This is a genomic window from Pseudomonas rhodesiae, from assembly GCF_013285305.1.
Classification (GTDB): domain Bacteria; phylum Pseudomonadota; class Gammaproteobacteria; order Pseudomonadales; family Pseudomonadaceae; genus Aquipseudomonas; species Aquipseudomonas rhodesiae.
On record NZ_CP054205.1, the window covers coordinates 1,617,798 to 1,639,303 of the forward strand.

The 21,506-nt window shown below is 59.3% G+C and carries 20 protein-coding genes; 18 read left to right on the plus strand and 2 right to left on the minus strand.

All coding sequences use genetic code 11. From position 1 onward, the window contains the following. Positions 1–54 precede the first annotated feature (54 nt). The 8 genes from dnaE to ispD all read left to right on the plus strand — a co-directional run bounded on the left by dnaE (position 55) and on the right by ispD (position 11,493). A complete protein-coding gene (gene dnaE, locus HRH33_RS07235) occupies positions 55–3,576 on the plus strand; it encodes a DNA polymerase III subunit alpha (RefSeq protein ID WP_034096250.1) in 3,522 nt (1,173 codons plus the stop codon). 140 nt (positions 3,577–3,716) lie between these two features. After that, positions 3,717–4,664, plus strand: coding sequence for an acetyl-CoA carboxylase carboxyltransferase subunit alpha (locus HRH33_RS07240; RefSeq protein ID WP_167416436.1), 948 nt, complete (start codon positions 3,717–3,719; stop codon positions 4,662–4,664). Between the two features lie 162 nt (positions 4,665–4,826). Further along, positions 4,827–6,137, plus strand: coding sequence for a tRNA lysidine(34) synthetase TilS (tilS, locus tag HRH33_RS07245; RefSeq protein ID WP_167416437.1), 1,311 nt, complete (start codon positions 4,827–4,829; stop codon positions 6,135–6,137). A gap of 273 nt (positions 6,138–6,410) precedes the next feature. Further along, positions 6,411–8,042 (plus strand): CTP synthase, encoded by a 1,632-nt coding sequence (locus tag HRH33_RS07250; RefSeq protein ID WP_034096253.1) that lies wholly within the window; start codon positions 6,411–6,413, stop codon positions 8,040–8,042. Positions 8,043–8,046: 4 nt separating this feature from the next. Then, entirely contained in the window at positions 8,047–8,892 is an 846-nt protein-coding gene (kdsA, locus tag HRH33_RS07255; RefSeq protein ID WP_034096254.1) for a 3-deoxy-8-phosphooctulonate synthase, read from the plus strand. A 157-nt stretch (positions 8,893–9,049) separates the two neighbouring features. Further along, a complete protein-coding gene (gene eno, locus HRH33_RS07260; RefSeq protein ID WP_167416438.1) occupies positions 9,050–10,339 on the plus strand; it encodes a phosphopyruvate hydratase in 1,290 nt (429 codons plus the stop codon). Positions 10,340–10,510: 171 nt separating this feature from the next. Beyond that, positions 10,511–10,789: a cell division protein FtsB gene (gene ftsB, locus HRH33_RS07265; RefSeq protein WP_034096256.1), complete on the plus strand. Its 279-nt coding sequence runs from the start codon at positions 10,511–10,513 to the stop codon at positions 10,787–10,789. Beyond that, on the plus strand, positions 10,786–11,493 hold the full coding sequence (gene ispD / locus HRH33_RS07270; protein ID WP_034112175.1) for a 2-C-methyl-D-erythritol 4-phosphate cytidylyltransferase: 708 nt from the start codon (positions 10,786–10,788) through the stop codon (positions 11,491–11,493). The genes ftsB and ispD overlap by 4 nt, the downstream gene beginning before the upstream one ends. A 122-nt stretch (positions 11,494–11,615) precedes the next feature. Here the strand turns inward: ispD and HRH33_RS07275 are convergent, their stop codons facing one another. Further along, entirely contained in the window at positions 11,616–12,512 is an 897-nt protein-coding gene (locus HRH33_RS07275; protein WP_167416439.1) for a LysR substrate-binding domain-containing protein, read from the minus strand. A 109-nt stretch (positions 12,513–12,621) separates the two neighbouring features. Between HRH33_RS07275 and HRH33_RS07280 the strand changes: the two genes are divergently transcribed. The 8 genes from HRH33_RS07280 (at position 12,622) to rpoS (ending at position 19,826) form a co-directional block, all read left to right on the plus strand. Beyond that, positions 12,622–13,734, plus strand: a complete 1,113-nt coding sequence (locus tag HRH33_RS07280; RefSeq protein ID WP_034112177.1) for an S-(hydroxymethyl)glutathione dehydrogenase/class III alcohol dehydrogenase — start codon at positions 12,622–12,624, stop codon at positions 13,732–13,734. Positions 13,735–13,824: 90 nt separating this feature from the next. Next, positions 13,825–14,670: an S-formylglutathione hydrolase gene (gene fghA, locus HRH33_RS07285; RefSeq protein WP_034137251.1), complete on the plus strand. Its 846-nt coding sequence runs from the start codon at positions 13,825–13,827 to the stop codon at positions 14,668–14,670. A 54-nt stretch (positions 14,671–14,724) separates the two neighbouring features. After that, complete coding sequence (gene ispF / locus HRH33_RS07290; RefSeq protein ID WP_167416440.1) at positions 14,725–15,198, plus strand: 2-C-methyl-D-erythritol 2,4-cyclodiphosphate synthase; 474 nt, start codon at positions 14,725–14,727, stop codon at positions 15,196–15,198. Beyond that, entirely contained in the window at positions 15,195–16,253 is a 1,059-nt protein-coding gene (gene truD / locus HRH33_RS07295) for a tRNA pseudouridine(13) synthase TruD (RefSeq protein WP_167416441.1), read from the plus strand. Before ispF ends, truD begins: the two co-directional genes overlap by 4 nt. Continuing rightward, the gene (surE, locus tag HRH33_RS07300) at positions 16,241–16,990 is read left to right on the plus strand and encodes a 5'/3'-nucleotidase SurE (protein ID WP_167416442.1); all 750 of its coding nucleotides are present in this window, start codon (positions 16,241–16,243) and stop codon (positions 16,988–16,990) included. Before truD ends, surE begins: the two co-directional genes overlap by 13 nt. 41 nt (positions 16,991–17,031) lie before the next feature. Beyond that, positions 17,032–17,667, plus strand: coding sequence for a protein-L-isoaspartate(D-aspartate) O-methyltransferase (locus HRH33_RS07305; RefSeq protein WP_169867554.1), 636 nt, complete (start codon positions 17,032–17,034; stop codon positions 17,665–17,667). Between the two features lie 207 nt (positions 17,668–17,874). Further along, positions 17,875–18,717 (plus strand): peptidoglycan DD-metalloendopeptidase family protein, encoded by an 843-nt coding sequence (locus tag HRH33_RS07310; RefSeq protein WP_167416443.1) that lies wholly within the window; start codon positions 17,875–17,877, stop codon positions 18,715–18,717. 104 nt (positions 18,718–18,821) lie between these two features. Beyond that, positions 18,822–19,826 (plus strand): RNA polymerase sigma factor RpoS, encoded by a 1,005-nt coding sequence (rpoS, locus tag HRH33_RS07315; RefSeq protein ID WP_034096265.1) that lies wholly within the window; start codon positions 18,822–18,824, stop codon positions 19,824–19,826. A gap of 207 nt (positions 19,827–20,033) precedes the next feature. Here the strand turns inward: rpoS and HRH33_RS07320 are convergent, their stop codons facing one another. Then, entirely contained in the window at positions 20,034–20,243 is a 210-nt protein-coding gene (locus tag HRH33_RS07320; RefSeq protein ID WP_002554837.1) for a cold-shock protein, read from the minus strand. A 389-nt stretch (positions 20,244–20,632) separates the two neighbouring features. Here HRH33_RS07320 and dcd point away from each other — a divergent pair, with 389 nt between their 5' ends. Beyond that, positions 20,633–21,199 (plus strand): dCTP deaminase, encoded by a 567-nt coding sequence (gene dcd / locus HRH33_RS07325; RefSeq protein WP_094064740.1) that lies wholly within the window; start codon positions 20,633–20,635, stop codon positions 21,197–21,199. 107 nt (positions 21,200–21,306) lie between these two features. Beyond that, positions 21,307–21,504, plus strand: coding sequence for a hypothetical protein (locus HRH33_RS07330; protein ID WP_034137254.1), 198 nt, complete (start codon positions 21,307–21,309; stop codon positions 21,502–21,504). Positions 21,505–21,506 lie beyond the last annotated feature (2 nt).

The following is a 21,506-nucleotide window of genomic DNA, read 5'->3' on the forward strand; positions in this document are numbered from 1 at the left end:
AAGGCCCGGTACAATCCGGGCCTTGTTGTCTCCATGTATTAGAACAGGATCACTATGCCGGCTTCATTCGTTCACCTGCGCCTGCACACTGAATATTCCCTGGTCGACGGCCTGGTACGGATCAAACCCCTGGTCAAAACCCTGGTGGGCATGAACATGCCTGCGGTGGCGGTGACTGATCAGAACAACATGTGTTCCCTGGTCAAGTTCTACAAAAATGCCATGGCCGCCGGCATCAAGCCGATCTGCGGCGCCGACCTGTGGCTATCCAACAAAGACCCCGACAACCCTTTGAGCCGCATCAGCCTGTTGGCGATGAATGGCGTCGGCTATCGCAACCTCACCGAACTGATTTCCCGCGGTTTTATCGACGGTCAGCGCAATGGCTCGATCATCATCGAGCGCGAGTGGGTGGCCGAAGCCAGCGAAGGGCTGATCATGCTGTCCGCCGCTAAAGAGGGCGAGATCGGTATCGCGCTGCTGGGCGGCAATCCTCAGGAAGCCGAAGTGCTGGCCCGCGAGTGGATGCAGGTTTTTCCCGACCGTTTCTATTTGGAAGTGCAGCGCACCAATCGGCCCAACGATGAAGAGCACCTGCACGCCGCCGTAGCATTGGCCGACAAACTCGGTGCGCCGCTGGTGGCGACCAATGATGTGCGCTTTATCAAGAAGGAAGATTTCGAGGCCCACGAAACCCGCGTGTGCATCGGCGAAGGCCGAGCCCTGGATGACCCGCGCCGTTCGAAGAATTACAGCGAAGAGCAGTACCTTAAAAGCGCCGAAGAAATGGCCGAGCTGTTCAGCGATCTGCCCGAGGCCCTGGAAAACTCCGTCGAGATCGCCAAGCGCTGCAATATCGAAGTGAAGCTGGGCAAGCACTTCCTGCCTAACTTCCCGATTCCAGATGGCATGACCATCGATGAATATTTCCGCAAGGTCTCGTTTGATGGCCTTGAGGAGCGGCTGGCGGTCCTGCTGCCCAAGGAAACCACCGAAGACTACGAAGCCAAGCGCCAGGTCTATGTCGACCGGTTGAATTTCGAGCTGGATATCATTATCCAGATGGGGTTCCCCGGTTACTTCCTGATCGTGATGGACTTTATTCAGTGGGCCAAGAACAACGGCGTGCCGGTGGGCCCGGGCCGGGGGTCAGGTGCTGGCTCGCTGGTGGCCTATGTGCAGAAGATCACCGACCTTGACCCGCTGGAATACGACCTGCTGTTCGAGCGATTCCTGAACCCGGAGCGGGTGTCCATGCCCGACTTCGACGTCGACTTCTGCATGGACGGTCGCGACCGCGTGATCGAATACGTGGCCGAAAAATATGGCCGCAACGCCGTGAGCCAGATCATTACCTTCGGTTCCATGGCGGCAAAGGCGGTGATCCGCGACGTGGCGCGGGTGCAGGGCAAGTCCTACGGCCTGGCTGATCGTCTGTCGAAGATGATCCCGTTCGAAGTCGGCATGACCCTGGAGAAGGCTTACGAGCAGGAAGAGATCCTGCGCGATTTCATCAAAGTCGACGAAGAAGCCGCCGAAATCTGGGAGATGGCCCGCAAACTTGAGGGCGTAGTGCGTAACGTCGGTAAGCACGCCGGTGGCGTGGTGATCGCGCCTACCAAACTCACCGATTTTTCGCCGATCTATTGCGACGAAGAAGGCGACGGCCTGGTAACCCAGTTCGACAAGGATGACGTGGAGGCGGCCGGCCTGGTGAAGTTCGACTTCCTCGGCCTGCGTACCCTGACCATCATCGACTGGGCCCTCAAAACCATCAACCGCGACCGCGCCAAGGTGGGCGAGGAACCGCTGGATATCGCCTTTATTCCGCTGGACGACAAGCCGACCTACACCCTGCTGCAAAAAGCCGAAACCACGGCGGTGTTCCAGCTTGAATCCCGCGGTATGAAAGAGCTGATCAAAAAGCTCAAGCCCGACTGCCTGGAAGACTTGATCGCACTGGTGGCCCTGTTCCGTCCGGGCCCGCTGCAATCAGGCATGGTGGATGACTTCATCAACCGTAAGCACGGGCGTGCCGAGCTGGCGTACCCGCATTCCGATTACCAGTATGAAGGCCTCAAGCCAGTATTGGCGCCGACCTACGGCATCATCCTGTATCAGGAACAGGTGATGCAGATTGCTCAGGTGATGGCGGGCTATACCCTGGGCGGCGCCGACATGCTGCGTCGCGCGATGGGTAAGAAGAAGCCAGAGGAAATGGCCAAGCAGCGTGGCGGTTTCATTGAGGGTTGCGCCACTAACAATATCGACGCCGATCTGGCGGGTAACATCTTCGACCTGGTGGAGAAATTCGCCGGTTACGGCTTTAACAAGTCCCACTCTGCCGCCTATGGCTTGGTGTCGTACCAGACCGCCTGGTTGAAAGCGCACTATCCGGCGCCATTCATGGCTGCGGTGCTGTCGGCGGATATGCACAACACCGACAAGGTCGTGACCTTGATCGAGGAAGTGCGCACCATGAAGCTGCGCCTCGACGCGCCGGACGTGAACGCCTCGGAGTTCAAGTTCACGGTCAACGACGAAGGCCGCATTATTTATGGCCTGGGCGCGATCAAGGGCGTGGGCGAAGGCCCGGTGGAAGCCATCACCGAAGCGCGTCAGGACGGGCCTTTCAAAGATCTGTTCGACTTCTGCGCGCGGGTCGATCTCAAACGTATTAACAAGCGCACCTTGGATGGCTTGATCCGCAGTGGCGCACTCGACCGTCTCGGCCCGTATTTCCATGATGAGCCCAAGGCTTATCAGGCCAATATCGACCGCAACCGCGCGGTGCTGCTGGCCGCCATGGAAGAAGCGATCAAGGCCGCCGAACAGACCGCCCGCACCCACGACAGCGGGCATGCCGACCTGTTCGGCGGTTTGTTCGTCGAAGAAGACGCGGACGTGTACGCCAATCACCGCAAGGCCAAGGAGTTAACCCTCAAGGAGCGCCTCAAGGGCGAAAAAGACACCCTGGGGCTCTATCTCACCGGCCACCCGATCGACGAGTACGAAGGCGAAATCCGCCGTTTCGCCCGTCAGCGCATCATCGACCTGAAACCGGCGCGGGATACCCAGACCGTGGCCGGCATGATCATTGCGCTACGGGTGATGAAAAACAAAAAGGGCGACAAGATGGGGTTCATCACCCTTGACGACCGTTCGGGCCGGATCGAAGCCTCATTGTTCGCCGATGCGTTCCACTCCGCTCAGTCGCTGTTGCAGACCGACGCCATGGTGGTGGTGGAAGGGGAGGTCAGCAACGACGACTTCTCCGGCGGCCTGCGCCTGCGGATCAAGCGTGTAATGAGCATGGAAGATGCCCGCACCAACCTGGCCGAAAGCCTGCGCCTGAAAGTTAAAACCGAGGCGCTCAAGGGCGATCAGCTACGCTGGTTGGGTGAGCTGCTCAAGCGGCACCGGGGCGCGTGCCCGGTGACCATGGAGTACACCGGTAACGATGCCAAGGCCATGCTCCAGTTTGGCGAGACTTGGCGAATTGATCCCGCCGACGGCTTGATTCAAGCTTTGCGTGACCAGTTCGGGCGAGACAACGTCTTCCTCCAATACCGTTGATGGCTGGCCCGGTAGTGGCATTCAGCGTGATCGACAAAACATTTAATCTCGACCTAAACGCGCCTCTCCCTTAAGGTAGGGCGCGAATAGACAACCGGCTGGCCAGGCACTCCCTGGCCGTCGACCCAAGACGGACGCTTATGAACCCGAATTTTCTTGATTTCGAACAGCCGATCGCTGACCTGCAAGCCAAGATCGAAGAGCTGCGCCTGGTCGGCAATGACAATTCGCTGAATATCGGCGATGAGATCGCCCGCCTGCAAGACAAGAGCAGCGCGCTCACCGAAGACATCTTCGGCAAACTGACCAGCTGGCAGATCGCGCGCCTGGCCCGCCACCCGCGCCGGCCTTACACCCTGGATTACATCCAGCACATTTTTACCGAGTTCGACGAGCTGCACGGTGATCGTCACTTCTCCGACGACGCGGCTATCGTGGGCGGTATTGCACGTCTGGACGACCAGCCAGTGATGGTGATCGGTCACCAGAAAGGCCGTGAAGTTCGCGAGAAGGTGCGCCGCAACTTCGGTATGCCGCGTCCGGAAGGCTACCGCAAGGCGTGCCGTCTGATGGAAATGGCCGAGCGTTTCAAGATGCCGATCCTGACCTTTATCGATACCCCGGGCGCTTACCCAGGCATCGACGCCGAAGAGCGCAACCAGAGCGAGGCGATCGCCTGGAACCTGCGCGTGATGGCCCGCCTGAAAACGCCGATCATCGCCACCGTGATTGGTGAGGGTGGTTCCGGCGGTGCACTGGCGATTGGCGTCTGCGACCAGTTGAACATGCTGCAATATTCGACCTACGCGGTGATCTCGCCGGAAGGTTGCGCCTCGATCCTGTGGAAAACCGCCGAAAAAGCGCCGGACGCCGCCGAAGCCATGGGCATCACCGCCGATCGCCTCAAAGGGCTGGGTATCGTCGATAAAGTGATCGCCGAGCCACTGGGCGGCGCTCATCGTGACCCGGCTGCCGCTGCCGCGACCATCCGCGCAGAATTGGGCTCGCAACTGGCGATGCTCAAGAAGATGGGTAACGAAGCGCTGTTGGCTCGTCGTTATGAGCGCCTGATGAGCTACGGTCTCTAAAGTCGCAGCAGTACTAATGTGGGAGGGGGCTTGCCCCCGATAGCGGTGGATCAGTCAGCAAATACAGGGACTGACACTCAGCAATCGGGGCGCAATCCCTCTCCCACATTTGCTTTGTGTATGCTTGGTCAACGTATTCCAGATTTGCGGCGGTAGCGTTTGATGAAACCAACTTTGCCCGCCAAACTCCTGCAAGCCCTGGCCCCCTGGCGCGACGCCCCGGCTTGGCATATCGCTTTCTCTGGCGGTCTCGATTCCACTGTGCTGCTGCATCTCCTGGCCAACGCCAAACCCCTTGTGCCTCTAAGCGCCGTCCATATCCACCATGGCTTGCAAGCCGCTGCCGACGCTTGGCCAAGCCATTGCCAGTCGGTGTGCGACTACCTGGGAGTCCCCTTGCGTGTCATGCGCGTGCAAGTGCGGTCCGGTGCCAGTCTCGAGCGTGGGGCGCGAGATGCGCGTTATCAGGCGTTTGCGCAAGTTATCGGAGCAGGGGAGGTGATGCTCACCGCCCAGCATCGCGAAGACCAGGCCGAAACCTTGCTGTTTCGGCTGTTACGCGGCGCAGGCGTACGGGGGTTGGCAGCCATGCCGGTGCACCGTCCGTTGGCGGGCGGGCACTTAGTGCGCCCATTGTTGGGCGTCTCTCGGGCAGAGCTGGAAGCTTATGCCGTGGAGCATCAGCTTCAATGGATCGCAGACCCTTCCAACGCAGACACTCGCTTCTCCCGCAATTACCTGCGCCACCGCGTATTCCCGATACTGACCGAGCGCTGGCCGCAAGCCGTCCCCGGCCTGGCCCGCAGCGCCGAGCACTTGAGTGAAGCCCAGGGCCTGCTTGATGAGTTGGCCAGGATGGATCTGCAAGCCGCCGAACAACCTTCAGCGTTTCCCTGGTTGGGCTTGCCATCCCTGGCGCTTGCTCCGCTGCGAGAGCTTTCCGATGCCCGTCAGCGCAATGCTTTGCGCCATTGGCTGAATCCGCTGACACGCCTGCCCGACAGCGATCACTGGGTCGGCTGGCAATCCTTACGTGATGCCAAGCACGACGCACAACCGTTATGGTCTCTGGCTGATGGGCAATTACACCGTTGCGGTGAGCGCATCTGGTGGTTGCCCTCCTCCTGGTCGGAATTTTCCGATGTGCCGGTGAGCTGGTCTGATGCGCAACGCCCGCTACGGTTACCCGGTAATGGTGAGCTGAGATTTTGCGGCAAGGCGCCCGCAGGTCCGTTGGAGGTCCGGTACCGCCAGGGCGGTGAAATCGTCGATGTGCCAGGCCGCGGTCGACGGGATCTGAAGCGCTTGCTCAACGAAAGCGGTTTACCGGGCTTCGTCCGTGGCAGATTGCCGCTGCTGTATCGAGGAGAATTTTTAGTGGGGGTGCCCAACCTTGCGGGATTGTGGGTGCCGCCCAGTCAGGACTGGCAATTGCATTGGATGCCACAGACCTGCGATCAAGGTTTGAGCTGATAGAGCCTTTCCGGTAGACTACGCTCCCTTCTTGATACAACTTCTGTGGATTCGCCTGAATCGCAGCAGTTGCCGATTACCAAGCAGTCTTTGCTGGGCGATTCCAAAAAATGTGTAGCGATCAACGTACCGGTGTTTCATTGCTGGTCTGTCACAACGCGGCGGTTTTTTTGAAAGGTGCACTGTGATTAATGCAGGTGATCGGGGGCTTCGGCCTCTCTTCGCTTTCCCCGGCGGCTCGGACCGCTTTAACGCAGACTTCTAGGGTTTTTCATGACGCGCTACATATTCGTCACGGGCGGTGTTGTTTCTTCATTGGGGAAAGGCATTGCCTCCGCTTCATTGGCGGCCATCCTGGAGGCGCGGGGGCTTAAAGTCACCATGCTCAAGCTGGACCCGTACATCAACGTCGACCCGGGCACCATGAGCCCGTTCCAGCACGGTGAAGTGTTCGTCACCCACGACGGCGCCGAGACTGACCTGGACCTGGGCCACTACGAGCGGTTCATCCGCACGACCATGACCCAGAACAACAACTTCACCACCGGCCGTGTCTACGAACACGTGCTGCGCAAAGAGCGCCGTGGTGACTACCTGGGCGCGACCATCCAGGTTATTCCGCACATCACTGACGAAATCAAGCGCCGCATCATCAAGGGTGCGGGCGATGCTGACGTGGCGATGGTCGAGATCGGTGGCACCGTGGGTGACATCGAATCCCAACCGTTCCTCGAAGCCATCCGTCAGTTGCGTTTCGAAGTCGGCGCCAAGCGCGCGATGCTGATGCACCTGACTTTGGTGCCATACATCGCCACCGCCGGCGAAACCAAAACCAAGCCTACCCAGCACTCGGTCAAGGAGCTGCGTTCCATCGGCCTGCAGCCGGACGTGCTGGTCTGCCGTTCCGATCATCCGATCGACATTTCCTCGCGTCGCAAGATCGCGCAGTTCACCAACGTTGAAGAGCGTGCGGTAATTGCCCTGGAAGACGCCGACACCATCTACAAGATCCCGGGCATCCTGCATTCGCAAGGTCTGGATGATTTTGTGGTCGAACGTTTCGGCCTGCAGTGTGGCGGCGCGGACTTGTCCGAGTGGGATGCAGTGGTCGACGCCAAGCTCAACCCTGAGCACGAAGTCACCATCGCCATGGTCGGCAAGTACATGGAGCTGCTGGACGCGTACAAGTCGCTGATCGAAGCGATGAGCCACGCCGGTATCAGCAACCGCACCAAGGTCAACCTGCGCTACATCGATTCCGAAGACATCGAGAACCAAGGCACTGCGCTGCTCGAAGGCGTGGACGCGATCCTCGTACCTGGCGGTTTCGGCTTGCGCGGCGTGGAAGGCAAGATCACGGCCGTTCAGTACGCACGTGAGAACAAGGTTCCGTACCTGGGTATCTGCCTGGGCATGCAAGTGGCCGTCATCGAATTCGCCCGGAACGTGTTGGGCTGGAAAGACGCCAACTCCACCGAGTTCGACAGCAAGAGCGGTCACCCGGTCGTGGGCCTGATCACCGAGTGGGAAGACGCCACCGGTGCGGTCGAAGTGCGTACCGAAGCTTCCGACCTGGGCGGCACCATGCGCCTGGGCGCGCAGGATTGCCTGCTGGAGCCGGGCTCGCTGGTTCACGACTGCTACGGCAAGGACGTGATCGTCGAGCGTCACCGTCACCGCTACGAAGTGAACAACAACCTGCTGCCGCAGATCAAAGAGGCCGGCCTGAAAATCTCCGGTCGCTCGGGCGATGGCGCATTGGTTGAAGTGGTCGAGGCACCGGATCATCCGTGGTTCGTGGCTTGCCAGTTCCACCCTGAGTTCACCTCGACTCCGCGCGACGGTCACCCACTGTTCAGCGGTTTCGTCAAAGCTGCACTGACGCAACATCAGAAGAAGGCGTAAACCGATGGCCCAGAAGATCATTCGCGTAGGCGATATCGAGATTGCCAACGACAAGCCCATGGTGCTGTTCGGCGGCATGAACGTACTGGAAAGCCGCGACATGGCGATGCAGGTCTGTGAAGAATATGTGCGGGTCACCCAGAAGCTGGGCATCCCTTATGTATTCAAGGCCAGCTTCGACAAGGCCAACCGTTCGTCCGTAACGTCCTATCGCGGCCCAGGCCTTGAAGAAGGCATGCGGATCTTCCAGGACATCAAGCAAGCCTTCGGCGTGCCGGTCATCACCGACGTCCACGAGCCTGCGCAGGCGGCCGTGGTCGCCGAAGTGTGTGACATCATTCAGTTGCCGGCCTTTCTGTCGCGCCAGACCGACCTCGTGGTCGCCATGGCCAAGACCGGCGCGGTGATCAATATCAAGAAAGCCCAGTTCCTTGCGCCTCAGGAAATGAAACACATCCTGAGCAAGTGCGTGGAAGCGGGTAACGACCAGTTGATCCTCTGCGAGCGCGGTTCCAGCTTCGGCTACAACAACCTAGTGGTGGACATGCTCGGTTTCGGCATCATGAAACAGTTCGAATACCCGGTGTTCTTCGACGTGACCCACGCGCTGCAAATGCCCGGTGGTCGCTCGGACTCCGCAGGCGGGCGTCGCGCCCAGGTCACTGACCTGGCCAAGGCCGGCATGAGCCAATCCCTGGCCGGCCTGTTCCTGGAAGCCCACCCGGACCCGGATAACGCCAAGTGCGACGGCCCTTGTGCCCTGCGCCTGGATAAACTCGAGCCATTCCTGGCCCAGCTCAAGCAGTTGGACGAACTGGTCAAGAGTTTTCCGACGGTAGAGACCGCGTAAGCCGGGTTTCTCCGGTAGAGTATCCCACGCTAAACGCTCAGGCCTGCGGGCCTGAGTCTTGTCGCCTGCAAGCCTGCCCCGTTGTTCCACCCTTGCGGTCGGTCAAAAGTTTTCCTTCAGCTGCGTCGTTTTCGTCAACTTTGGAGTGTTTACAACAATGGCAAAAATCGTCGACATCAAAGGTCGTGAAGTTCTCGACTCCCGTGGCAACCCCACCGTCGAAGCCGACGTGCTTCTCGATAACGGCATCATCGGCAGCGCTTGTGCGCCGTCCGGTGCTTCCACCGGTTCGCGCGAAGCGCTGGAACTGCGTGATGGCGACAAGAGCCGTTACCTGGGTAAGGGTGTCCTCAAGGCTGTCGCCAACATCAATGGTCCGATCCGTGACCTGCTGCTGGGTAAAGACCCGCTGGATCAGAAAGCCCTGGACCACGCGATGATCATGCTCGACGGCACTGACAACAAAGGCAGCCTGGGCGCTAACGCCATCCTCGCCGTATCCCTGGCCGCCGCTAAGGCCGCTGCCCAGGACCAGGACCTGCCGTTGTACGCGCACATCGCCAACCTGAACGGCACCCCAGGCGTCTATTCGATGCCCGTACCGATGATGAACATCATCAACGGTGGCGAGCATGCCGATAACAACGTCGACATCCAGGAATTCATGGTGCAGCCGGTTGGCGCCAAGACCTTCTCCGAAGGCCTGCGCATGGGCACCGAGATTTTCCATCACCTCAAAGCCGTACTCAAAGCCCGCGGCTTGAGCACTGCGGTCGGTGACGAAGGCGGTTTCGCACCGAACCTGGCGTCCAACGAAGATGCGCTGAAAGTCATCTCCGAAGCCGTGGCCAACGCAGGCTACACCCTGGGCACCGACGTGACCCTGGCCCTGGACTGCGCCGCCAGCGAGTTCTATGAAGACGGTAAGTACAACCTGTCCGGCGAAGGCCAGGTGTTCAACTCCGAAGGTTTTGCCGAGTACCTGAAGGGCCTGACCCAGCGCTACCCGATCATCTCGATCGAAGACGGCCTGGACGAGTCCGACTGGGATGGCTGGAAGATTCTCACCGACAAGATCGGCGAGAAGATCCAACTGGTGGGCGACGACCTGTTCGTGACCAACACCAAGATCCTGAAAGAAGGCATCGATAAAAAGATCGCCAACTCGATCCTGATCAAGTTCAACCAGATTGGTACCCTGACCGAGACCCTGGAAGCCATCCAGATGGCCAAGGCCGCGGGTTACACCGCTGTGATCTCGCACCGCTCCGGCGAAACCGAAGACTCGACCATTGCCGACCTGGCCGTGGGCACCTCGGCTGGCCAGATCAAGACCGGCTCGCTGTGCCGTTCCGACCGCGTTTCCAAGTACAACCAATTGCTGCGTATCGAAGAGCAACTGGCTGGCAAAGCCAAGTACAACGGTCGCGGTGAGTTTCGCGGCTGAGGGTTAAATGGTAAAAAGTCGGCGGATTGCGTCGGAAAACTCACGACAGGGTGAATTTCGGCGCTAATCTGGTGACTATCTAGCACAAGCCTGGTTCTTCCAGGCTTCGTGCTATCAGTTGCTTCAAAAGTTTTGCATGGCTGTCTTTTTCCACTGGATACCCGATATTCGATGCGCAGTCCCAATTGGTTGTTTCTTGTCTTGCTCTTGCTGCTGGCTGGCCTGCAGTACCGCCTATGGGTAGGTAATGGCAGCTTTGCGCAGGTAAAAGACCTGACCCAACAAATTGCCGATCAGCGTGCCGAGAACGAACGCTTGCTGGAGCGCAACCGCGTCCTCGATGCCGAGGTCCTTGAGTTGAAAAAGGGCACGGAGACCGTCGAAGAGCGGGCTCGCCATGAGTTGGGCATGGTCAAGGAGGGTGAAACCCTCTACCAGTTGGCCCAATGAGTCAGCGTTTGCCGGCCTTCTGGGCCGTGATTCCTGCCGCGGGCGTTGGTGCCCGTATGGCCGCGGACCGTCCCAAGCAATACCTGCAACTGGGCGGACGCACGATTCTCGAACACAGCCTCGGCTGTTTCCTCGACCACCCCTTGCTCAAGGGCCTGGTGGTCAGCCTCGCTTCTGATGATCCTTATTGGCCCGCCCTGGCGTGTGCTGCCGACCCGCGTATCCAACGCGCGGACGGTGGTGCGGAGCGTTCGGGCTCGGTACTCAACGCGCTGCTGCAGCTCAATGCCCTGGGCGCCTGCGATGACGATTGGGTCTTGGTGCATGATGCGGCGCGGCCTAACCTGAGCCGTGATGATCTCGATAAATTGCTGGCTGAGTTGGCGGACGATCCGGTCGGTGGCCTGCTGGCGGTGCCGGCTCGCGATACCCTCAAGCGCGTCGACAAGCAGGGGCGGGTGGTGGAGACCGTCGATCGCAGTTTGATCTGGCAAGCCTATACGCCGCAGATGTTCCGCCTCGGGGCCTTGCATCGCGCATTGGCCGACAGCCTGGTGGCCGATGCGCTGATCACTGATGAAGCCTCGGCGATGGAATGGTCCGGGCAGGCGCCGCGCTTGATCGAAGGGCGCTCGGATAATATCAAGGTGACCCGTCCGGAAGATCTGGAGTGGCTACGACTGCGTTGGGCCAATCGTCGATAGTCAGTTGCACCGGGTCGACTTCATCGCAGGCAAGCCACATTCGATCACCTTCTCCCCATGCCGCTCGGTCAACTGTGGGAGCCGGGCTTGCCCGCGATGAGCCCCACCTAGGCACCCAATACTCAAGCGCTGTACTCCGGCCGCTCGGCCAAGCCCTCCTTCAAGAAATCCACCAACTTCCTGACCTTTGGCGACAAATGTCGTTGCTGCGGATACAGCGCCCACACCGCCGTATTCGGTGGTTGATGGGCCTCCAACAGCGACACCAGTGCGCCCGTGTGCAGGTGCTCCAGTACGTAATAGTCCGGCAGCTGACACAACCCCACACCTTGCAGCGCCGCATCCAAAACGGCTTGCCCACTATTGCAGCGCCAGTTTCCCTGCACGCGCTGCGCAAACTCGCGTCCGTCCTGGGCCAATTGCCAAATGTCCGAACTGCCGATCAGGCAATTGTGCCGAGTCAATTCCGACAGGCTATGGGGCCGACCATACCGCGCAAGGTAGGACGGTGAAGCGCACAGGTACATGCGTCGCGGCGCGAGGCGGCTGGCGACCATGCGCGAGTCGTGCAGGCGGCCCAGGCGAATCGCCAGGTCGAGGCCTTCGTGCACCAGGTCCAGCTGACGGTTGCTCAGTTCGATATCCACTCGCAGCTGTGGATACAGGCGCATAAACCGGGTCACCAGCGGCACGATAAAGCGCTCGCCGTAAGCCACGGCACAGGTCATGCGCAACATGCCCTTGGGTTCGCTGGTCAGGTCGCCCACGGCACGCAAGGCCTCTTCGCGGCCATCCTGCAGGCGTTGGCAATGCTGCAAAAAGGTCTGGCCCGCCTCAGTCAAGGTGACCTTGCGGGTACTGCGATAAAGCAGCCGCGTTTGCAGTCGGTCTTCCAGGCGCGCGACTTGCCGGCTGATATGGGATGACGAAACCCCAAGACGCTCAGCGGCGGCGGTGAACTGGCTGCACTCGGCAACTGCGACGAACTCGTCGATGCCTTCCCAGCGGTTTTCCTGCATGGTGATTGTCCCTGTACAGCAATAAAGTTTTGCTTTTGCCTGGATTATTAATCAGTAAGCCATGTTTTACACTCTCAGCCTCAGTTTTTAACCCGATGGAGAAAACCGGATGATCAAGTCTCGCGCCGCCGTGGCCTTCGAAGCCAAGAAGCCCCTCGAAATCGTAGAAGTGGATGTCGCCATGCCCAAGGCCGGCGAAGTGCTGTTACGGGTGGTTGCCTCCGGCGTGTGCCATACCGACGCCTACACCCTCTCGGGCGCCGATCCGGAAGGGATCTTCCCGTCGATTCTCGGCCACGAAGGCGGTGCGGTGGTCGAAGCCATCGGTGAGGGCGTGACTTCCGTTGCGGTGGGCGACCATGTGATCCCGCTGTACACACCGGAATGTGGCCAGTGCAAATTCTGCCGCTCGGGCAAAACCAACCTGTGTCAGGCCATTCGCTCCACCCAGGGCAAAGGCTTGATGCCCGATGGCACAACGCGCTTTTCCTACAAAGGTCAGCCAATTTTCCATTACATGGGTACCTCGACGTTCTCCGAGTACACCGTGCTGCCGGAAATTTCCGTGGCCAAGATTCCCAAAGAAGCACCGTTGGAGAAGGTTTGCCTGCTCGGTTGCGGCGTGACCACCGGTATCGGTGCGGTGATCAACACCGCCAAGGTCAAGCCGGGTGACACTGTCGCCATCTTCGGCCTGGGCGGTATTGGTCTGTCGGCGGTGATCGGTGCGGTCAAGGCCAAGGCCGGACGTATCATCGCCATCGACATCAACCCGGCCAAGTTCGAAATCGCCAAGCAACTGGGCGCCACCGACTGCATCAACCCGAAAGACTACGATCGCCCGATTCAAGACGTGATCGTCGACCTGACCGATGGCGGCGTGGACTTTTCCTTCGAGTGCATCGGCAACGTGCAGCTGATGCGCGCGGCCCTTGAGTGCTGCCACAAAGGCTGGGGCGAGTCGGTGATCATCGGCGTTGCCGGTGCCGGCCAGGAAATTTCCACCCGTCCGTTCCAACTGGTCACCGGTCGCGTCTGGCGCGGTTCGGCGTTCGGCGGCGTACGCGGTCGCAGCGAATTGCCAAGCTACGTGGAGATGGCCCAGACCGGCGAAATCCCGCTGGATACGTTCATCACCCACACCATGGGCCTGGAAGACATCAACAAGGCGTTTGACCTGATGCATGAAGGCAAGAGCATTCGTACCGTCATTCACTTTTGAAGCAGCGGCGAGCGGCAAGCTGTCAGCAGCAAGTGGGTGTACGCCTTAATTGCCGTTTGAAGCTTGCCACTTGCAACTGGGAGCACTCCCATGACCCTGGAAAATATCTCCTGCCAGAAGAGTTTTGGCGGCTGGCACAAACGCTACAAACACAGTTCCCACGTGCTCGGTTGCGACATGACCTTCGCCGTCTACCTGCCGCCGCAAGCGGAGCAGGGCGGCAAGCTGCCGGTGCTGTACTGGCTGTCTGGCCTGACCTGCACCGATGAGAATTTCATGCAAAAGGCCGGCGCCCAGCGCATGGCCGCCGAACTTGGGTTGATCATCGTGGCCCCGGACACCAGCCCTCGCGGGCCCGGTGTGCCGGGTGACCCGGACAACGCCTGGGACTTCGGCCTTGGCGCCGGGTTCTACCTGAACGCCACCCAGGAACCTTGGGCCAAGCATTATCGGATGCATGACTATGTTGTGCAGGAATTGCCGGCATTGGTGGAGGCGCATTTCCCGGCGTCCGATAAGCGCGGCATCAGCGGCCACTCCATGGGCGGGCATGGCGCTTTGGTGTGTGCGTTGCGCAACCCGGGACGTTACCTGTCGGTGTCGGCATTTTCGCCGATCAGCAACCCCATGGACTGCCCATGGGGCCAGAAAGCGTTCTCCCGTTACCTGGGTGAAGAACGTTCAAAGTGGCGCGAGTGGGATGCCTGCGTGCTGATCAGTGAAGCCTCGCACAAGCTCCCGCTGCTGGTGGATCAGGGCGATCGCGACGATTTCCTTGCCGTGCAGCTCAAGCCCGAAGCCCTGCAGCAGGCAGCGAAAGCGGCCAACCATCCGCTGGAACTGCGGCTGCAACCTGGCTACGACCATAGCTACTTCTTTATCGCCAGCTTCATCGAAGATCATTTGCGACACCATGGTCGTGCTTTGCTCGGTTAATGTGAGGCAAAAGTAGGTAGAATCACGCCCTGAATTAAATCGGGGCGTTTTTTTATGCGTATTGGCCACGGCTACGATGTGCACCGTTTCGCTGAGGGCGATTTCATCACCTTGGGCGGCGTGCGCATTGCACACCACCATGGGTTGCTGGCTCATTCCGACGGCGACGTTGTGCTGCATGCCTTGAGCGATGCGTTGCTCGGCGCGGCGGCATTGGGTGATATCGGCAAGCATTTTCCAGACACCGACCCCACCTTCAAAGGTGCCGACAGCCGGGTGCTGCTGCGCCATGTGGTCGGCCTGATCCATGCAGAAGGCTGGAAGGTCGGTAATGTCGACAACACTATCGTGGCCCAGGCACCGAAAATGGCACCCCATATCGAATCCATGCGCGCGCTGATTGCCGCGGACCTGCAAATTGAATTGGATCAAGTCAACGTGAAAGCCACCACCACCGAAAAGCTCGGGTTTACCGGTCGTGAAGAGGGCATTGCGGTGCACTCCGTCGCCTTGTTGCTGCGCGCATGAATGATCTGCAACTGCTGGGCCCGCGGGCCTATGGCGAGGCATTGGGCAGTGCTGTACTGAAAGCCACGGCCGAAGATTTTCAAGTCGACGAAGTGCTCGACATCCCGCTGACCGGCGAGGGTGAGCATCTGTGGCTGTGGGTGGAAAAGCGCGGCTTGAACACCGAAGAGGCAGCGCGGCGCATCGCCAAGGCCGCTGGCGTACCGTTGCGCACCGTCAGTTATGCCGGGCTCAAGGATCGCCAGGCACTGACCCGTCAGTGGTTTAGCGTGCAATTGCCCGGCAAGGCCGACCCGGACATGAGCGCCGCTGAAAACGACAGCCTCACTATCCTCAAAACCGCTCGGCATAAACGCAAGTTGCAGCGCGGCGCACATTCGGCCAACGGTTTCACCTTGCGCCTGACCCAATTGGTGGCCGATACCGCCGCGATCGACGCGCGCTTGCAACTGATTGCCCAGCATGGCATTCCCAATTATTTCGGCGCCCAGCGTTTTGGGCATAACGGTGGCAACGTCGTTGACGCGCGCGACTGGGCTGCGCGCAAAGCCTTGCCCGAGCAACGCAATGTGCGTTCTCGGCTGCTGTCCACCGCGCGCAGTTTTCTATTCAACAAAGTCCTGGCGGCGCGCGTGGCCGATGGCTCCTGGCAGCGCGCCCAGGTGGGCGACTTGCTGGCGTTTACCGACAGCCGCAGTTTTTTCCCGGCGGGCGAGGCCGAGTGCAACGACCCGCGCCTGGCGATCCTGGACTTGCACCCCACAGGGCCGCAATGGGGCGAAGGCAATTCGCCTGCCGCCGGCGCCACCTTCGAGCTGGAACAGGCGGTTGCCGCCAGCGAAGCCGACCTGCGTGATTGGCTGGTGAAGGCGGGCATGAGCCAGGAACGTCGTATTCTTCGACTGCCCATTGGCGGGTTGACGTGGCATTATCCCGGGCCTGACATTCTGCAATTGGAATTCGTCCTGCCGGCCGGATGCTTCGCCACTGTCTTGGTGCGCGAGCTTGTTGATCTGGTGCCGGTGGGGCAGACGGACAGCCCATGCGTATTCTGATATCAAACGATGACGGTGCCACCGCACCCGGCCTTGCCGCGCTCCATGCCGCGCTGCAGGATTATGCCGAGTGCATAGTGGTTGCCCCCGACCAGGACAAGAGCGGCGCCAGCAGTTCGCTGACGCTTGACCGTCCGCTGCATCCGCACGTTCTGCCCAATGGCTTTATCAGTGTGAACGGCACCCCCACCGACTGTGTACACCTGGCGATCAACAGCCTGTTGGAGCAGGAGCCGGACCTGGTGGTGTCGGGTATCAACCTCGGCGCCAATCTGGGCGATGATGTGTTGTATTCGGGCACCGTGGCCGCCGCCCTTGAAGGGCGCTTCCTGGGGCGCACCGCGTTTGCCTTCTCCTTTGCCTCGCGCCAGCTCGACAACCTGCCGACCGCCGCCCATTTCGCACGTTTGCTGGTCGAGGCGCACGGTTCCCTGGACCTGCCGCCGCGCACGGTACTGAACGTCAATGTCCCCAACTTGCCCCTCGACCATATTCGCGGTATCCAGCTCACGCGTCTGGGCCATCGCGCCCGCGCGGCGGCGCCGATGAAGGTGGTCGACCCGCGTGGCAAGGAGGGTTACTGGATCGCGGCCGCCGGTGACGCTGAAGATGGCGGCCCCGGCACCGACTTTCACGCGGTGATGCAAGGTTATGTGTCGATTACTCCGTTGCAACTCGATCGCACCTTCAGTGATGCCTTCGGTAGTCTCGATGGCTGGCTGGAGGGGCTGCGCTGATGGCTCGTGAACAAGACGATCTGCTGCGTCGCGGCATTGGGATGACCTCCCAGCGTACTCGCGAGCGCTTGATCCAGCGCCTGTACGAAGAGGGGCTTTCCAACGCCCAGGTGTTGGAAGTGATCCGGCGCACGCCGCGGCATCTGTTTGTCGATGAGGCCCTGGCCCATCGCGCCTATGAAGACACCGCGCTGCCCATCGGGCATAACCAGACGATTTCCCAGCCGTACATGGTTGCGCGCATGAGCGAGTTGCTGCTGGCGGCCGGGCCGCTGGACAAGGTGCTGGAGATCGGTACCGGTTCCGGCTACCAGACAGCCGTGCTGTCGCAGCTGGTGGAGCGGGTGTTTTCGGTGGAGCGTATCAAAGTGTTACAGGACCGCGCCAAGGAACGCCTGGTGGAGTTAAACCTGCGCAACGTGGTGTTCCGCTGGGGAGATGGTTGGGAAGGCTGGCCGGCGCTGGCACCCTATAACGGCATTATCGTTACCGCAGTGGCCACCGATGTACCGCAAGCATTGCTCGACCAACTGGCACCGGGCGGGCGCCTGGTCATTCCGGTCGGTTCCGGTGAAGTGCAGCAGCTGATGCTGATTGTTCGTGAGGACGAAGGCTTTTCACGACATGTACTGGGTGCCGTGCGCTTTGTGCCCTTGCTCAATGGCCCGCTGGCCTGATCAATTTGCGCGGCCAGTGAATTCTGTTGGCGCGGATGTGTCTTACGGCGGGGTCTATCAAGTCAACATGATGGGTGGCTACATTCCCCGCGCTTGAACATCGTTTTCGCGCGGGTGCCAGTAAAACTTCAGTGCCCAGTTATACTTGCGTCATCTTTCAAGCCTGCTATGGGCGTTCATATTCAGTCACCACAAAGGGAGCGGCGGGTGAGTCTCACAGGTCTTGCGCAGCGTATGAGTAAAACAAGTTTTCAGCGACTGGTGCTTGGCCTTGTGTTCAGTTCCGTGTTGGTCGGCTGTTCAAGCTCGCCAAGCAGTGGCGCACGGGTCGTTGACCGTAACAATTCCGCCCCGCAAAAGCCGACGGTCACCACCGGGCAGTATGTGGTGCGTAAGGGCGACACGTTATTCTCGATCGCCTTCCGTTATGGCTGGGATTACAAAGCCCTCGCAGCTCGAAACAATATTCCTGTGCCCTATACGATACATCCGGGTCAGACGATTCGCTTCGATGGACGCACCGGCTCGGCCCCTACGGCGGTTGTGACAAGCACCGCATCCTCACCTTCGTCCTCCAGTAAAACCACCATGATCACGCGGCCTGCCGGTACTGCGGCCTCGACCCCGGCCAGCAAACCGACATCCACACCGGCGCCGCAACCCCCTGCCGGTCCTGCACCTAGCGGGTGGGGATGGCCCTCAAATGGAGTGTTAATTGGAAAATTCTCTTCAAACGGTAGTTTGAATAAAGGCATTGATATCGCCGGGGATTTGGGACAGCCTGTTTTAGCTGCGTCTGATGGGACAGTGGTGTACGCCGGGAGTGGTCTACGGGGTTACGGCGAACTGGTCATCATCAAACACAGCGATACCTACGTCAGTGCTTACGGTCATAACCGCAGGCTGTTGGTTCGGGAGGGGCAGCAGGTCAAAGTCGGACAGACAATTGCCGAAATGGGGTCAACTGGTACGGACCGGGTGAAACTGCACTTTGAGATTCGCCGTCAAGGGAAGCCTGTAGATCCACTGCAATTCCTACCCCGTCGTTGATGTGTTGCCAGCCTGTTCCTCGCGTAGAAGGAACAGGCTCCAGCGTTGCCAAGGATAAAGGCGTCGCTTGAGCTTGAGGTCGAACTCACCAAAGGACTATAACAATGGCTCTCAGTAAAGAAGCGCCGGAGTTTGACATCGACGATGAGGTTCTCCTTATGGAGAGCGGCATCGCTATGGAATCGATGTCGAATGAGGGACCTGCTACACCTTCAGTTCGAACCAAATCCAAGAACTCCTCCGCGTTAAAGCAACACAAATACATTGATTACACGCGGGCGCTCGACGCGACCCAGCTGTATCTCAATGAGATCGGTTTTTCCCCTTTGCTGACCCCCGAGGAAGAAGTCCACTTTGCGCGCTTGTCGCAAAAGGGCGATCCGGCTGGGCGTAAGCGCATGATTGAAAGCAACCTGCGCCTGGTGGTGAAAATCGCCCGACGCTATGTCAATCGTGGGTTGTCGCTGCTGGACCTGATCGAGGAGGGCAATCTGGGCCTGATCAGGGCAGTTGAAAAATTCGATCCTGAGCGGGGCTTCCGTTTTTCTACCTATGCCACTTGGTGGATTCGTCAGACCATCGAGCGGGCGATCATGAATCAGACCCGAACGATTCGCTTGCCGATCCATGTGGTCAAGGAACTCAATGTCTACCTGCGGGCCGCCCGTGAGTTGACGCAGAAGCTCGATCACGAACCTTCCCCTGAAGAGATCGCCAACCTGCTGGAGAAACCGGTAGGGGAGGTCAAGCGCATGCTTGGTCTCAATGAGCGGGTGTCTTCGGTCGATGTGTCGCTGGGGCCGGATTCGGATAAAACCCTGCTGGACACTTTGACGGACGATCGCCCGACGGATCCTTGTGAGCTGTTGCAGGATGATGATTTGTCCCAAAGCATCGACCAGTGGCTGTCTGAACTCACGGACAAGCAGCGTGAGGTGGTGATTCGCCGCTTCGGCCTGCGCGGTCATGAGAGCAGCACCTTGGAGGATGTGGGCCTGGAGATTGGGCTGACCCGTGAGCGGGTGCGTCAGATCCAGGTGGAAGGGCTCAAGCGCTTGCGTGAGATCCTGGAGAAGAATGGCCTGTCGAGCGAGTCGTTGTTTCAATAGCGGCGCAGTTTGAATGCCTGAATAGGGGAGGGGGCTTGCCCCCGATAGCGGTGTATCAGTCAAAGCAAGTGCCGACTGCTAAGCCGTCATCGGGGGCAAGCCCCCTCCCACATTTTTATCAGGCACCAGTGGGTGCGAATACCAAATCCCGGGCATAAAAAAACCCCGCTTTTAAGGGCGGGGTCTTTTCGACTAAGTCAGTACAAGTTAGATAACTTGAACTTCTTCAGCTTGCATGCCTTTCTGACCGCGGGTAGCGATGAAAGAAACCTGTTGGCCTTCTTTCAGGCTTTTGAAGCCGTCGGATTGGATAGCTTTGAAGTGAACGAACAGGTCGTCACCGGATTGTGGAGTGATGAAGCCGAAGCCTTTTTCATCGTTGAACCACTTAACGGTACCAGTTTGGCGATTAGACATGGTGTATCTCCTTGGACAAAGTTAACTGCGACTCAGGAAAAGCCCTGGCCGAGACTGAGTGCAAAGAGCAGGAAAAATTCTTGGAGATGGTTGGATCGAAATTCAACATATCGTGTAGAGATTCTCAGTGACACAAGCAGCACAGTGGCGCCACCTTAACCCTTTTTCCGGAACGTGCCAATGATATTTCCGAAGGTTTCTCCAATTTCGTGACTGGCGGTGGTATTTCCAGTCACCCGCCCCAGTATCGTGGGGCCCAGCCCCGCTGGCTGGAGTGTATGAAGAGGCCCGCTTTCGTCAAGAAAACCCCCACGCCCTTTGAACCCCAACGCCGGCACCGGTAAGATGCCCCACAGAATTTTTCCACCTCGCTATTCAGGACACCCGCCATGAGCATCAAATCGGACAAGTGGATTCGCCGCATGGCGCAAGAGCACGGCATGATCGAACCCTTCGTCGAGCGCCAGATGCGTGGCGAAGGCGCCGATCGCCTGATCTCCTATGGTGTTTCCAGCTATGGCTACGACGTGCGTTGCGCCGATGAATTCAAGGTGTTCACCAACATCAATTCGGCAACCGTCGATCCGAAAAACTTCGATGAAAAGAGCTTCGTCGATATCAAGAGCGACGTGTGCATCATCCCGCCGAACTCTTTCGCCCTGGCGCGCACCGTGGAGTTTTTCCGTATCCCTCGCGACGTGCTGACCATCTGCCTTGGTAAGAGCACCTACGCGCGCTGCGGCATCATCGTCAACGTGACCCCGCTTGAGCCTGAGTGGGAAGGCCACGTGACCTTGGAGTTCTCCAACACCACCACATTGCCGGCAAAAATCTACGCCAACGAAGGGGTGGCACAGATGCTGTTCCTGCAATCCGACGAGGCCTGTGAAGTGTCCTACAAGGACCGTGGCGGTAAGTATCAGGGTCAGCTTGGCGTCACCTTGCCGCGCGCTTGATCGAAAGCTCCTACACGTAAAGGGAATTAGTCTGAAGAAAGTGACTCTATTGGGTGTACTGCCCCGACACGTGTGAAGTGTGTCGGGCCACGCTTGAGGAGTACTTTATGAAGATCGACCCCCGAATCAGCGCAGAACTCGCACGGCTGGAGCCCAATCAGATTGGTGTTCTGGCCTGGTCCCTGATGGCCGACCCTGCCTATGCGGGCGGCATCCCCGGCCAACCTGGGCCGGATTATCCGCAGCCCGGTGAGCCCGGTGAGCCTACCCGGCCGGACGAGGCACCCCCCGTGCCCGTTGCCTGAAG

Coding starts and splice junctions, on each gene's coding strand:
- dnaE (WP_034096250.1), top strand. CDS start 55: ATGCCGGCTTCATTCGTTCACCTGCGCCTGCACACTGAATATTCCCTG.
- HRH33_RS07240 (WP_167416436.1), top strand. CDS start 3,717: ATGAACCCGAATTTTCTTGATTTCGAACAGCCGATCGCTGACCTGCAA.
- tilS (WP_167416437.1), top strand. CDS start 4,827: ATGAAACCAACTTTGCCCGCCAAACTCCTGCAAGCCCTGGCCCCCTGG.
- HRH33_RS07250 (WP_034096253.1), top strand. CDS start 6,411: ATGACGCGCTACATATTCGTCACGGGCGGTGTTGTTTCTTCATTGGGG.
- kdsA (WP_034096254.1), top strand. CDS start 8,047: ATGGCCCAGAAGATCATTCGCGTAGGCGATATCGAGATTGCCAACGAC.
- eno (WP_167416438.1), top strand. CDS start 9,050: ATGGCAAAAATCGTCGACATCAAAGGTCGTGAAGTTCTCGACTCCCGT.
- ftsB (WP_034096256.1), top strand. CDS start 10,511: ATGCGCAGTCCCAATTGGTTGTTTCTTGTCTTGCTCTTGCTGCTGGCT.
- ispD (WP_034112175.1), top strand. CDS start 10,786: ATGAGTCAGCGTTTGCCGGCCTTCTGGGCCGTGATTCCTGCCGCGGGC.
- HRH33_RS07275 (WP_167416439.1), bottom strand. CDS start 12,512: ATGCAGGAAAACCGCTGGGAAGGCATCGACGAGTTCGTCGCAGTTGCC.
- HRH33_RS07280 (WP_034112177.1), top strand. CDS start 12,622: ATGATCAAGTCTCGCGCCGCCGTGGCCTTCGAAGCCAAGAAGCCCCTC.
- fghA (WP_034137251.1), top strand. CDS start 13,825: ATGACCCTGGAAAATATCTCCTGCCAGAAGAGTTTTGGCGGCTGGCAC.
- ispF (WP_167416440.1), top strand. CDS start 14,725: ATGCGTATTGGCCACGGCTACGATGTGCACCGTTTCGCTGAGGGCGAT.
- truD (WP_167416441.1), top strand. CDS start 15,195: ATGAATGATCTGCAACTGCTGGGCCCGCGGGCCTATGGCGAGGCATTG.
- surE (WP_167416442.1), top strand. CDS start 16,241: ATGCGTATTCTGATATCAAACGATGACGGTGCCACCGCACCCGGCCTT.
- HRH33_RS07305 (WP_169867554.1), top strand. CDS start 17,032: ATGACCTCCCAGCGTACTCGCGAGCGCTTGATCCAGCGCCTGTACGAA.
- rpoS (WP_034096265.1), top strand. CDS start 18,822: ATGGCTCTCAGTAAAGAAGCGCCGGAGTTTGACATCGACGATGAGGTT.
- HRH33_RS07320 (WP_002554837.1), bottom strand. CDS start 20,243: ATGTCTAATCGCCAAACTGGTACCGTTAAGTGGTTCAACGATGAAAAA.
- dcd (WP_094064740.1), top strand. CDS start 20,633: ATGAGCATCAAATCGGACAAGTGGATTCGCCGCATGGCGCAAGAGCAC.
- HRH33_RS07330 (WP_034137254.1), top strand. CDS start 21,307: ATGAAGATCGACCCCCGAATCAGCGCAGAACTCGCACGGCTGGAGCCC.